Raw genomic sequence first — 13343 nt, 5'->3', positions numbered from 1 at the left:
TCTCAGATGGCGGAAACGGCTACGGGGGTGCCCGGCAGCGGCGGGAGCGGCATCGGCACGTTCTCCGCCGGCTCGCCCGCCAGGCCGGCGGCGCGATCCGCCAGGATGTCGTTGGTGATCTCCCAGGCCCGTACGGCCTGCATGCTCAGCAGCGAGTCGGCGATGCCGTGTGTCTCCTCGTTGACGCCCTGCAGGTAGCAGCCCGCGGTGGCGGGGCCGGGAACGTCGAGCTTGTAGGTCCGGTTCACCGTGACGCGCTCCAGGCCGAGCGCGTCGGCGAGGCCGCGCACCAGGGACGGCATCGAGCGCACGAACCCCGTGCCGAGCAGCACCAGGTCGCAACGCAGTTCCTCGACCTCGCCCGTCCTGCGGTCGGTCAATTCCAGGACCACCTCGTCGCTGTCCTCGCGCGCCGAGGTCACGTCGTGCATCGTGAGCACGCGCAGCCTGCCCTTGCCGGCCAGCCGGTCGAGGTACAGCGCGCTGTACAGCTTCTCCAGCGTCGCCGGGTTGAGGCCGGAGTAGTTGGTGATGTGCATCTCCTTGAGGATCTGCTCGCGTGCCTCCGGCCGTGCGTCGAAGAAGCCGTCCACCGCGTCCGGGAAGTACAGCTCGTTGGTGAACTTGCTGTTCTCGTAGGTCTTCAGGCCGATCGACCGCATCACCATGGTCGGCTGGCAGCCCGGCAGGTCGCTCTGGACGGCGTCGAACATCTCGGCCGCGCTCTGCGCGCCGCCGATCACCGCGACCCGGTACGGGACCGCCTTGGGCAACTCGGCGATCCGCTGGATGTACCGCGTGCTGTGGATGACCCGCCGCGCCGGCAGCCCCGCGAACTCCTCGGGGACGTAGGCGTCCCTGCCGATCCCCATGACGAGGTGGCGGCTGCGGATCGTCGACCCGTCGGCCAGGCGGGTCAGCCAGCCGGTGAGCGTGCCCTCGGCGTCCCGCAGCGGCTCCACCGACGTGCACCGGCGGGCGTACTCGAGCCGGACACGGGTCAGGGAGTCGGCGACCCACTTGAAGTAGTCGGAGATCTCGATCCGGTACGGCCACAGGCTGCCCATGTTGATGAACTGGCTGAGCCGGCCCACCGAGTGGAGGTAGTTCACGAACGAGAACCGGCTGCACGGGTTGCGCAGGGTGACGAGGTCCTTGAGGAAGGAGACCTGGCTCTGTGCCTCCGGCAGCAGCATCCCCGGCTGCCACGCCACGGTGTCGGCCTGTTCGATCACCAGCGAGTCGGCGGCCAGCCCGGCCGGCGCGAGCTCTTCGAGGGCGACCGCGAGGGCCAGATTCGCAGGTCCGGCACCAATCGCGAGCAGTTCCACATCCCGGTGTTTCATCGGCTTCCTCGTGTTTCTGTCAGCTAGTCCGTCACATGGTTAGGGTGACCGGCGTGCCGCGTCCTGGTATGGCGTGACGTGGCACGGCATCGCATCGGGCCTGCCGCTGGTTCGCGTTCGGCCACGTGGTCGGGAGATCGAGAATGGGGCGACGACCGGCGGCACCGTGCCGGGGCGTCGCGCCCGCCGAGGGACCTTGAGAGCAGATGGCGATTACGGGTCCGGTTCGCGGGCCGGACCTTCGAGACTTCTTGCTACGGCCGCGTGGTCCGGGAAACGGGCTGCCCATATCCCGGCCACTTCGCACGCTGCCTGGAGGCGCTATCGAAGAACTTTCGGCCCCCTATTCGGCGTGGTCACCTCATGTGGGCACGCCGAAGACGCCGCGCGTCCACCGACCGGAACGCCCGGCTTCTCCACGGGTCCGCCGAGACACCGCACGAGTCAGGACCGCCGTCCTTCAGGTGGCCCGCACGGCCGGCGGGCGGCATGGACGACGCGTCGCCGGCGCATCCCCGCACGGCCGCCCGGAGCAACTGAGCCCGAAACGAGGCAGGGCGAGGCGATGCAGGGCGGCGCGGGGCAGGGCGGCGCGGGGCAGGGCGGCGCGGCGCGGCGCGGCGCGGCGCGGCGCGGGACGGGGCGAGATGCTCTTCGACAGAGCCGGGTCCGGGACAGGGCAGGCTGAGACGCCCTCGGCAGGGCTTGGTGCGGGACGGCCCCGATGCCGGGGCGGCTCAGCGGCGGTAGGACCAGATCACGCCGCCACGGCCGGAACGTGCCCCGCCGGCCGCCCAGACGGAACCGCTCTCCGGCTGGATGGCGAGGTCACGGACGGACGCCTGCCGGCCCGGCGGAGCCGGGAAGACGCCCGGCTCGACACCATCGGTGCCGATGTGCAGAAACGCGCTGCCTCCGCCCTTGGCGTCGTAGACGACGAAGGCCCCGCCTCTGCCGTCGGGCTCCGCCTGGGCGCGCGGCTGGAAGCCCGGTTCGCCACGGACCTCGAAGGTGAAGCCGCCCAGGTAGCCGGACAGCAGCAGCGTCTCACCGCAGAAGGAGCGCTTCGCGTCGCCGCACGGCCAGGCGGCCCAGCCGACGGCCATCACCCGGCCGGTCTCACCGTCGACCGCGACATCCGTCAGCTCCGAGATCTGGCCCGCGTGCGCGGCCGGAAGCGCGGGAAGCGCGACCGCGCGCCACGCCGTGCCGGTCCAGCGGGCCAGGGCCGCCGTGCCCCGTACCGAGCCCGCCGCCCACTTGCCGTCCAGTCCTTTGACCACGATCGGCGTGCGGACCTTGCGCCATACCGACCCGGTCAGAAGCCGCAGCGTGGACCGCGCCTTCCACCCGGCCTTACCGGCCGGCGGGAACGTGCTGGAGTCCTCGATGACCCACAGGTTCTTCCCGATGGCGTACGCCCGGTCCACCCGGCCGTGGCTCCATCGCTTGACCTGCCAGTGCTTGCCGTCCCACCGGGCGTATCGCGAGGCGCCGAAGGCCCAGACCCTGGTGTCGGACGCCGACGCCAGGCGCTTCACCGCGAAGCCCGGCCCGGTGACGCGCGTGAAGGTGGATCGGCCGCCCTTCAGCAGCAGCGGCTCGGCGCCGGTCGATCCGCCGGCCGGGCGCCTGGTCCCGGCGACCCAGACGGCCCCGCCCGGCGTCACCGTCACCGCCTCGTAGGAGTCGCGGCGGTCGTCGTGCACGACACTCCACCGCCCGGCCGGCGCGGTGGCCTGAGCGGCGGCCGGTCCTGTGGTGACGAGGAAGACGACGGCCGCGGCGGTGCCACGAAGCAATATGCCCATGAAGGTGAGACGCGCCTTCCGCCGGAGAAGTTGGCACGCCGGCCCGCGCTTGGGTCGGTGGGCTCCGGAGCAACGCGACTGGGTGGCGCCACCCGCGCCGCGGGGCGGCGCCGGTCGTGGGGCGCCGCCCGCCGCAGCGGAGGTGTCGAAGGGTCGGGCCGGCCCGGTCGGCGACCGGGCCGGCCCTGTGGGGTGGAGCGGGTGTGCGTTACGGCGCGGGGACGCGGTCGAGGATGCCGATCGCGTCAGTGCCCGGGGTGACGACGAGCTTGCGGGTGAGGGTGAAGGAGCCACCCGCGGGCACGTCCACGTTGAACCGGCTCATCACCCAGTTGCCCGCGGCGTAGACGTCGAAGGCGCCGGCCGGCGTCCCGTAGACCAGACCGAAGACCTGCGGGTCGGTCCCGGTCATGCCGATGTACGGCTTGGTCGGAACGTAGGCCGCCGTCGCACCCGGCGGCACGATGCCGGTGCCCGGGATGACACTGGCCTGGCCGGCCTCGTCGTGGTCCATCGCGTCACCGGTCCACACGTTGAGCGGAGCCGAGCCGGAGTTGCGGAGCTCCGTCGAGACCGTCGCGAAGTCGTCGCCCGGCTTCAGCGTGTACGTCGTCGTCGCCGTCAGGTCCTTGAAGCCGTTGACCGGCCCGGACACCCGGACGACGGCCTTGTCGCCGGTCGCCTGGACGATTCGGACGTCGGTCGCCGCCACCGACCGGATGTCCCACGCGCTACCGCCGGTCGGCTGGGTCGCCGAGACGTAGGGCAGGTTGATCCAGTCGAACTGGTCGGCCCTGCCGCGGACGGCGATGTCGACCGGCTTGCCGCGGGTGCCACCGGAGAGCTGCGCGTCGTTGTAGGCGTCGGCGATCGCCATCGAGAACCTGTCGTTCTCGAGCATGACGTCGCCGTAGCCCGCCTCGGCCAGACCCGAGCCGATCCGCTTGCCATAGCCCGCCTCGACCGTGACCGGCTCCAGCGCGACGTCGGCGACGCCGCTGCCCGCCGCCGGCACGGTGACCGTGCCGATGGCCGTCCGGTAGCCCAGCGCGGACACCCGGACGTCGTACCGGCCGGCCGGGGCCGTGAGGAGGTACTTGCCCTGGGCGTCGGTGCTCGTGGCCGCGACCACCGCGCCGTCCTGCTCCAGGGCGACCCGGGCACCGGAGACGGCGGTGCCGCCCGCGGTGATCGTACCGGCCGCGCGAGAGGCGTCCGGGACCGCCGGGTCGTGCAGGTCGATCTCGTCGGTCCACTTGGCGATGTTTCGGGTGGGGTCGCCACCGGCGGTCGCGTAGTCGGTCATGTGGTAGAAGCTGAACTGCCTGGTGGCACCGGGCGCCATCGTGGCGTCGTAGTAGAGGCCCTCGATGTAGCCGTACGCGCCGACCGCGGCCGGCGTGTCCAGCGCCCAGGCGAGACCGTGGGCGGCCTGGCCGTTCGTGGTGGGCGCGTCGGCACCGGCGTAGACGTACTTCCCGGTCCAGCCCGAGGTCTTCAGCCCCGGGTTGGTCCCGCTGAACCCGGGAATGCGGCCGTTGTCGACCGAACTGTCGGGGTCGATCATGTAGTTGAAGTACCCCTGATAGTCCGTCGTGCCGGTGTTGGTCAGCTTGACCGTCATCTTCACGATCGGAGCGTCGGGCAGGGTCTCGTAGCGGACCTGAGCCTTGATCGCCGGGTTCGCGCGGTACTGACCGTTGCCGACCACGGCGGCGCCGTCGACCGCGAGGTCGGGCAGGTCGAGCTGGTCGCCCGGCCGGTCCCACGAGTCGGGCGGCGTGAGGCTCGGACGCAGCAGCATCTCGCCCCAGTCGAGGGTCTCGGCGCCGCTCGCGTCGTTGAGCATGAGGTCCGACAGCGCGCCCTGCCCCAGCCCGCCGACGCCGTTGTTGGCGGCGGTGTACGGCGTGATGGAGGCCCGGACCTTGTCGTTGGCCAGGTAGTAGTACTCCTTGCCCGTGACGACGTCCGTGCGGGTGCTGCCGTTGCCGTAGTCCGGCGCGTACGTCGACGCGCCGGCGACCGGGTGGGCCACCTTGATCAGCTTCAGGTCGGCCTTCGTGTCGCCGGTGGCGCCGACCGTGACACCGACCGCTGAGCGGTCGTCGGCGATCAGGCCGCGCTTGGCCGCCGTGACGGTCCAGGCCGACGCCTGCAGGCCGAGCCGGTAGCGCCCCTTGTCGTCGGTGCTGGTCACCGCGGTGTCCTGACCGGCGGCGACGGCGGTGACCTTCGCGCCCGCGATCGGAGCACCCGTCTCGGGGTCGCTGACCGTACCGGTCACGGTCGCCCAGCGCTGCGCGGACTCCCCGCCCGGCACGTAGGCGTAGAGGTTGCCGTCCCAGGCACCCGTCACGACGGTGTTGCCGCTGACGGCCGGGCCGGCGCCCACCCAGGTGCCGATCTCGTGGCTCCACAGGATCTGACCGGTGTCGGTGGCCAGGGCGTAGAACCTGCCGTTGTTGGCGCCGACGAAGAGCGTGTCACCGGCCACGACCGGGCTGGACATGACACCGCCGTGGTAGATGTCGCCGGGCAGCACCCGCTCCCAGAACACGTTGCCGGTCCGGGCGTCGAGGGCGACGACCGCGCCGCTCGGGAAGCCCATGTAGACGACGCCGTCCTTGACGGCCGCGGCGCTCGGCGTCGAACCGCTCGACACGAGCGAGGAACGCGGGCTGAGATAGGTCCACAGCGTCGCGCCGGTCTTGGCGTCCCGGGCGGCGATGCCATTGTTGGCGCCGATGAAGACCTTGCCCTCGGCCGCGGTCGGCACGCCGTCCTGCCAGCTGCCGAGCGACTCGGCTCCGGTCCACTTGCGGGCGCCGGTGGCCAGGTCGTAGGCGAGCACCCGGTCGGCGGTCTCGTTGCCGACGTACACGGTGCCGTCCATGACGGCGGGCGTGCCGTCGCTCATGGTCGCGCCGGACATCGGGGACGCCCAGATCTGCGCGCCGGTGCGGGTGTCGAGCGCCTTGAGGACGCCCTGGCTGCCGATGCCGAAGCGGGTCTGGTACGGCCAGAGCACGGTGTGGCCGGAGACGGCCGGCGAGTAGTAGCCATAGGTGCGCTGGTTGTTCGGGGCCGGCGCCTGCTCGGGCACGGCCTTCCACGCCACCTTGCCGGTCTTGGCGTCCACGGCGTAGAGCTCCGAGCCGAGGGTCGGCGCGAAGATCAGGCCGTCGCCGTAGGCCAGGCTCCCGTGGATCGACTGCGGCACCGCGAAGTTCCACAGCTCCTTGCCGTTCTTGAGCTGGACGGCGTGGATCCGGCTGTTCCCGTCGCCGTTCTCGTCGCGGGTGCCCGCGTACACGACGCCGTCGTGGATGACCGGCGATCCGGTGAGGAAGGTGCCGTTGGTGGGGAAGCTCCAGGCCAGGCGGCGGCCGGGCTCCTGCGCCGGCGCGACACCGGAGTGCGCCTCGTCGCCGTGGTGCTGGTTCCAGTCGCCGCCGGCGACCGGCTTGAGCGCCGGTTCGCCGGTGAGGGTGAACTCCGCCGACTTGGTCCAGGTCTTGCCCGCCGCGTCCACCACCTTGACGTCGATGCCGTGCCGGCCGGCCCGCTGCATGCTGTTCGGCAGGTTGGCGTGCCAGGTGAACTCGCCACTGGGGTGCAGCGGCATCCAGTTCTTCTCGCCGGCGATCCGGTAGCGCGCCGAGACGACCTCGTCGCCGGTGTCGTAGGCGTTGATCTGGATGTCCGGGAGGCTCGCGGCCGGCACCTTCGAGCCCGGCGCGGGGCTGACGATGGTGAGGTGCTCGTTCTCCCCGTACATCCGGAACGGGTTGTCGAAGCCCGGTCCCGCCATGTGGATGTAGCGGAAACCGCGGGGCGCGTTGTCGATCGTGTAGGAGCTCGACACGGTCTGGATGTGCTTGGCGGTCGAGGCGAACGCCGAGCGGTTCTCGACGTGGTTGGAGTGCTCGTGGCCGACCAGGATCAGCTGTGCCTTGTAGTGCTCCAGCACGTCACCGAAGGCGTCGTACGTCGACGGCGAGCCGAACGGGACGTTCATCGGCTGGTGGGTGAGGACGACGACCTCGATGTCGTTGGCCGGGTTCTCGTCGAGCGGAACGCTCGCGGCGAGGTCGTCCTTGAGCCAGTTCAGCTCCTCCTCGAACGGCGCCGAGCCGTTGTTCTCCAGCACCACGAAGTGCCGGTTGCCGTAGTTGAACGAGTACCACTCCGGGCCGACGTTCCTGCGATAGTTCTCGATCTTGTCCTCGTACGCCGACCCGCTCGCGTACTCGTGGTTGCCGACGGCCGGCCACACGCCGACGGCCGACTGCTGGGCGCCGCGACGGTAGGTGTCGAACTGCCCCTGGCTGGCGTCGTTGGTGAGGTCGCCGCTGACCGCGATGAAGCGCAGGTCGGTGCCGGTGGAGTTGATCTCGCGGATCTGGTCGGGCAGCTGTGCGTTGACGTGCGGGTCGGCGATGTTGGCCCAGGAGAAGGTGTCGCCGTCGGAGAGCCGGTCACGGACGAGCGCGAAGTCCGCGGTCGGCGTGGCGCCGTCGGCGAGCTGCCCGAGGTCGGCCCAGAACTTCGGCTCCTTGTACTGGTCCAGTGCGAACCGGTAGCCCCGCGGCTGGGCGGCCCACACGATGTCCGTCTTGCGGCGGCCGGTGGAGATCGTCAGCGAGTAGGAGCCGTCGGCGGCGGTCGTGGTGGCGGCCTTGCCGTCGGAGACGCGCACGCCGCGCAGGCCGGCCTCGCCGGGGTCGCGCGTGCCGTCGCCGTTGGCGTCGACGTACACGACGCCGCGGACGGTGGCCTCCGGCGGGTCGATGGCGGTCGCCGCGTACGACGCGAGCGGGCCCGCCACGACGCCGGCGGCGAGCCCCAGTGTCGTGGTGTACAGGACCGCGCGCAGGCGCGCGCGTGTCCAGGTGAAGGCGGACATCAAGATCCTTCGTAGTGCGGGAGGTGAGGGTCAGGCCAGGAACGGAGAACGTTCGAAGAACCAGACCAGACCGGCCCCCGCGACGGCGACGGCCGCCGCGACGGTGCCGAGCGTGAGGGCGCGGGCGGCGACCGGCGTGGTCGCGGCCCTGCGCAGGAACAGCAGCGCCGGGAAGGCGATCGCGATGATCGACAACTGGGCGAGTTCGATGCCGACGTTGAAGGAGACCAGATCGGCCAGCGTGGACAGCGACAGCGGCCCGTCGACGCTGAGCGCGCCCGCGAAGCCGAGCCCGTGCAGCAGCCCGAAGCCGAAGACCACGGGCAGCCGATGGCTCGTCCGCGGCGAGAGCAGGTTGTCGAGCGCGACGAACGCGATCGACAGCGCGATGAGCGGCTCGACGATCCACCCGGGCACGCTGACCCAGCCGATCGCGGCCGGTACCAGGGTCACCGAATGCGCGACCGTGAAGGCCGTGGCGACCTCGACGACGTCGCGCAGCCGCCTCGCGCCCAGCAGCAGCGCCAGCAGGAACAGCACGTGGTCGAGCCCGAAGAGCAGGTGCTCCGCCCCCAGCAGGACGAACCGCGGGATCTCACTGAGCAGGTCGGTGCGCCCCACCGTGACGCTGGGGTGGGCGGCGTCGAGCAACGTCGCACCGCGGCGGCCGTCGACGTCGTAGGTCACCATGGTCTTGGTCTCGTCGATGACGCCGTCGGAGGCACGGAAGATCTCGCTGCGGACGGTGAGCGCGCCGGACGCCGGGCAGTCGTAGGCGAGCGCGACCCGCACCGCGCCGGAGTCGGCGAGTTCGACACGGGCGCCGTCCCCGGCGGTGCACCCGATCGAGCCGCGGCTCAGCCGCAGCCGCCCGCCGACGTACGCGGCCGTGCCGCTCGCGTGCGCGTCCAGGGACCTGCGCCGCACCTCGACCGGCACCTCGGCGACCGCGCCGTCCGCGCCCACCGCGTCCGGACCGAGGACACCGTCTAGGCCCAGCAGCCGGGCGAGGACGTCGTACTCCACATCGACGACGGCCGCGACGCCGTCACCCTGACCGCGCAGGCCGAGCGTGACCGTGGTCGAGCGGACGTGCGCCTGCGCCGGAGCGGCGACGAAGAACACGGTGACAAGGGCGGCGAGGAACGCCAGTGGACGCACGGGAGGGCACTTTCGTCGGGGGGAGCGGTGATCGGCCCCAACCCTGCAGTGCCCGCTTCACCCCCGGCAACTCGCGGCGCCGCAATTCACCACCCTTTCCACCACCGGTCACCTACCAGCCGGAATCCAGGCTCCTGCACGCCCGAATCCGGAGGTCCCGGACCCGGCCGCCACGCCGGCGTACAGAACCAGGGTGCTCCCATCCCGGGCGGCTCACCGGTGCCACGGCCCGGACGGCGGCCGGCCCCGCAGTGACGGGAGGGGCGGCCGGCGGTTTCTCACCGGGGGCTGCCGGGCGGTGCGGTGGTACTGCCGCGGATGACCAGGTGGGTGGCGAGCTCGATCCGGTGATGCTCGGGGACTTCACCGGCGGAGAGAGCCATGACCAGCTCCGCGGCGGCGGCGCCCATCTTGGCCAGCGGCTGGTGCACGGTGGTCATCGGCGGGTCGGCCCATTGAGCGAGCGGCAGGTCGTCGAACCCGATGACGCTGAGGTCGCCGGGCACCCGCAGGCCCGCGCGCAGGGCCGCCTGGTACACCCCCAAGGCCTGCAGGTCGTTGCCCGCGACGACGGCGGTGGGACGGTCCGGCAGGGCGAGTAGCGCCTCCGCCTCGGTGCGGCCCGGCTCCACGTAGAGCGGGCAGGTCCGCACAAGCCGGGGGTCGACGGGGACGCCCGCGGTCTCCATGGCGGCGCGGTAGCCGTCGAACCGGGCGCGGCAGCACATCACGGTCAGCGGCCCAGTGATCACCGCGATCCTGTGGTGCCCGAGCTCCAGCAGGTGCCGGGTGGCCGACAGGCCGCCGTTCCAGTTCGTCGCGCCGACCGACGGGACCCGGTGGCCCGGCTCGCCGTACGGGTCGAGTGCGACGATCGGGATGGACCTGCTGGCGAGCTGCGCGTGGTTGTGGTCGCTCAACTCGGCCGAGACGGCGATCACACCGGCGGGGCGCCGGGCCAGGACCTCCTCGATCCACTCGCGGTGGGGAGAGTTGTGTCCTTGCATGTCCGTGACCGCCACGGCCTGGCCGCAGGACCGGGCGACCTGGTTGACACCGCGGATGAGCTCCAGCGCCCACAAGCTGTCGACGGCCTGGAAGAGGACCTCGATGATGGCCGTGGACTCGGCCCGCTCCGGCCGGCGCTGCCAGCCGTGCTCATGGATCAGCTCCTCGATCCGCCGCCGTGTGTCCACCGACACGCCGGAGCGTCCGTTGATCACCTTGGACACGGTCGGCGCGGACACCCCGGCCAGCGCGGCGATCTTCGCGACCGTCACCTCTTGGCGGCGCCGCGGTCCTGTGCCGGTGGAAGGGTCTGTGCGGGTCACGAAGGGATTCTACGGAACGAGCCCGAAGCATTCGTGAAATGTTCAGAATCATTCGTGCGCAGAATTCGGTGACCTGCGGCAGAACAACCCGTCCGCCGCGAATGGTGTCGTCCGGCCCGTCTCCCCCGCATCATGCGGTAACGAAACATAAAGGCCGGAGGTATTCATCATGAAAAGACCTGGCTGGATGGGCCGCCGTTCCCGGGCGTTACTGTCCGTGGCGCTCGCCGCCGGTGTGGCGTCGTTCACCATCGTGACCACGACGAGCCCGGTGCAGGCCCTCGCCCGCCCGCCGCTCGGACAGAGCATCAAGGTCAACCAGGTGGCCTACGTGCCCAACCTGGCCAAGCAGGCGACCGTCGTCACCTCCTCCACCTCGCCGCTGACCTGGAACCTGCTCAACGGCTCCGACCAGGTGGTGGCGTCGGGAACCACGACCGTCTTCGGGCAGGACGGCCCGTCGGGCGACACGGTCCACAAAATCGACTTCTCGTCGTACACCGGAACGGGCACGAATTTCGTGCTCACCGTGGGCAACGAGTCCAGCCAGCCCTTCGACATCGGCTCCGACGCCTGGAAGAAACTGCCGTACGACGCGCTGGCGTTCTTCTACCACCAGCGCAGCGGCATCGCCATCGACGCGCAGTACGTGGGAAGCCAGTACGCCCGGCCCGCCGGGCACGTGAACGTCTCCCCCAATCAGGGCGACAACAACGTGCCCTGCCGCAGCGGCTGTGGCTACCGGCTCGACGTGCGCGGCGGCTGGTACGACGCGGGAGACCATGGCAAGTACGTGGTCAACGGCGGCATGTCGGCCTGGCAACTGGTCAACATCTACGAGCGGGCCAAGTACGTCTCCGGTGCGAGCGGCACGGCCTTCGGCGACGGCACCATGGCGATTCCCGAGCGGGGCAACGGCGTGCCCGACATCCTCGACGAGGCCCGCTGGGAGATCGACTTCATGCTGAAGATGCAGGTCCCGGACGGGCAGCCGCTCGCCGGCATGGCACACGCCAAGATCCACGACCAGGCGTGGACCGGCCTGCCGCTGCGGCCCGACCAGGACCCCCAGCCCCGCCTGCTCTCCGCGCCCAGCACCGCCGCCACGCTGAACCTGGCCGCGTCCGCCGCGCAGTGCGCCCGGGTGTGGGCCTCCGTGAACTCGGCCTTCTCCAGCCGCTGCCTCACCGCCGCGGAGAAGGCGTACGCGGCGGCCAAGGCCAACCCGTCCATCATCGCCCCGAGCAACGACGACCAGGGCGGCGGCTCCTACGTCGACGGCAAGGTCACCGACGAGTTCTACTGGGCGGCCGCCGAACTGTACGTCACCACGGGAAAGCAGGCCTACCGCGACGACCTCACCCGCTCGTCCCTCTACTACGGGAGAAGCTTCACCAACGAGGGCGCGCAGTGGTCGGAGGTCGGCTCGCTCGGCGACATCACGCTCGCGCTCGTACCGAACGGCCTGACCTCCACCATCGGCCAGCAGCTGCGCGATCGTTTCGTGAGCAACGGCGACACCCTGCTCGGCGCGATGCGCGGACAGGGCTACCCGGTGCCGTTCGCGCCGACCGGCGGCGGCTACATCTGGGGCTCGAACAATCTGATCCTCAACAACGCCGCGCTGCTCGCGCTCGCCTACGACTTCAGCGGGCAGGAGCGCTTCCGCACCGGCGTGTTCGAGACGATGGCCTACGAGTTCGGCCGCAACCCGCTGGGCCAGTCGTATGTGACCGGGTACGGCGACAAGCCCTCGCGTAACGTCCACCACCGGTTCTGGGCACGCCAACTCGACTCGTCACTGCAGATCGCGCCACCCGGCGCGCTCGCCGGCGGCCCCAACAGCGGGCTGCAGGACCCGGTCGCCCAGGCCCGGCTCAGCGGCTGCCGGCCGCAGAAGTGCTACCTCGACGACATCGACGCATGGTCGGTGAACGAGGTCGCGATCAACTGGAACGCGGTGCTGGCCTGGGTGAGCGCCTGGACCGCGGAGAAGGCCGGCATCTCCGTCAGCCCGTCCCCCTCGCCCTCTCCTTCACCCAGCCCCAGCCCGTCCCCCTCGCCCAGCCCCAGCCCTTCCCCTTCCCCGTCCCCGTCCCCCTCCCCTTCGCCGAGCCCGTCCCCGTCGCCCTCGCCCTCGCCCTCGCCCTCGCCCTCGCCGAGTCCGTCCCCGTCACCTTCACCGGGCACGGGTAAGGCCTGCACCGCGACCTACGCCATCACCAACCAGTGGCCCACCGGCTTCGGGGCGAGCGTCACCGTGCAGAACACCGGGACCGTGGCCACCAGCGGATGGACGGTCGCCTGGACCTTCCCCAACGGCCAGACGATCTCCCAGCTGTGGAGCGCCTCACACACGGTGAACGGATCGAACGTGCAGGCCACGAACCTGTCCTGGAACGGCGCGCTCGGCGTCGGCGCCTCCACCTCATTCGGTTTCAACGCCTCCTGGAACGGCACCAACGCGGTTCCGTCCCAGGTGACCTGCACTGCCGCCTGACAACCCCCGGCCCCGCGCGACGACCGAGCGCGGGGCCATCCCCGCCCAAGCCCCGGCTTACCCGCCCGCTCCTCCGAGATCCGCCGCGTCTCCGCCCCGCCGATCGGCGGACTCGGCCCCCGACGGCATGCTCGCCCCTCCACCGGTCGCGACGTCTTGTCCACCGCCCTTGGCGCCCGCAAGACACCCGTTGACGTACCGCGCGAACCGTCGCTTCATCGTGGCGACCACCTCGTCGGGGTCGGTGGCCCAGATGTCGGCGTTGAAGATCTCGACTTCGATGTC

At 71.2% G+C, this 13343-nt stretch carries 6 protein-coding genes and 1 pseudogene; 1 reads left to right on the top strand and 6 read right to left on the bottom strand.

Annotated features, from left to right (window positions below):
* Positions 1-2: 2 nt before the first annotated feature.
* From IEY93_RS26000 to IEY93_RS25980, 5 genes are all read right to left on the bottom strand, one after another.
* Entirely contained in the window at positions 3-1346 is a 1344-nt protein-coding gene (locus IEY93_RS26000; protein ID WP_189165749.1) for a lysine N(6)-hydroxylase/L-ornithine N(5)-oxygenase family protein, read from the bottom strand.
* Between the two features lie 737 nt (positions 1347-2083).
* Positions 2084-3157, bottom strand: a complete 1074-nt coding sequence (locus IEY93_RS25995; protein WP_189165748.1) for a hypothetical protein — start codon at positions 3155-3157, stop codon at positions 2084-2086.
* A gap of 208 nt (positions 3158-3365) precedes the next feature.
* On the bottom strand, positions 3366-8066 hold the full coding sequence (locus IEY93_RS25990) for an outer membrane protein assembly factor BamB family protein (protein ID WP_189165747.1): 4701 nt from the start codon (positions 8064-8066) through the stop codon (positions 3366-3368).
* A gap of 30 nt (positions 8067-8096) precedes the next feature.
* Positions 8097-9227, bottom strand: coding sequence for a HupE/UreJ family protein (locus IEY93_RS25985; protein ID WP_189165746.1), 1131 nt, complete (start codon positions 9225-9227; stop codon positions 8097-8099).
* A gap of 278 nt (positions 9228-9505) precedes the next feature.
* Positions 9506-10558 carry a LacI family DNA-binding transcriptional regulator gene (locus IEY93_RS25980; protein WP_229691482.1) on the bottom strand — a complete coding sequence of 351 codons (1053 nt, stop codon included), beginning with the start codon at positions 10556-10558 and terminating at the stop codon, positions 9506-9508.
* 169 nt (positions 10559-10727) lie between these two features.
* Here IEY93_RS25980 and IEY93_RS25975 point away from each other — a divergent pair, with 169 nt between their 5' ends.
* The gene (locus tag IEY93_RS25975; protein ID WP_189165745.1) at positions 10728-13058 is read left to right on the top strand and encodes a glycoside hydrolase family 9 protein; all 2331 of its coding nucleotides are present in this window, start codon (positions 10728-10730) and stop codon (positions 13056-13058) included.
* Between the two features lie 57 nt (positions 13059-13115).
* Here IEY93_RS25975 and IEY93_RS38625 read toward each other — a convergent pair.
* Positions 13116-13343, bottom strand: a pseudogene (locus IEY93_RS38625) (hypothetical protein); the annotation flags it as partial.

The sequence above is a fragment of the Sphaerisporangium melleum genome, from assembly GCF_014646695.1.
Classification (GTDB): domain Bacteria; phylum Actinomycetota; class Actinomycetes; order Streptosporangiales; family Streptosporangiaceae; genus Sphaerisporangium; species Sphaerisporangium melleum.
Note: the sequence above shows the minus strand (reverse complement) of the source record. Positions and strands in the feature narration are given on the sequence as shown.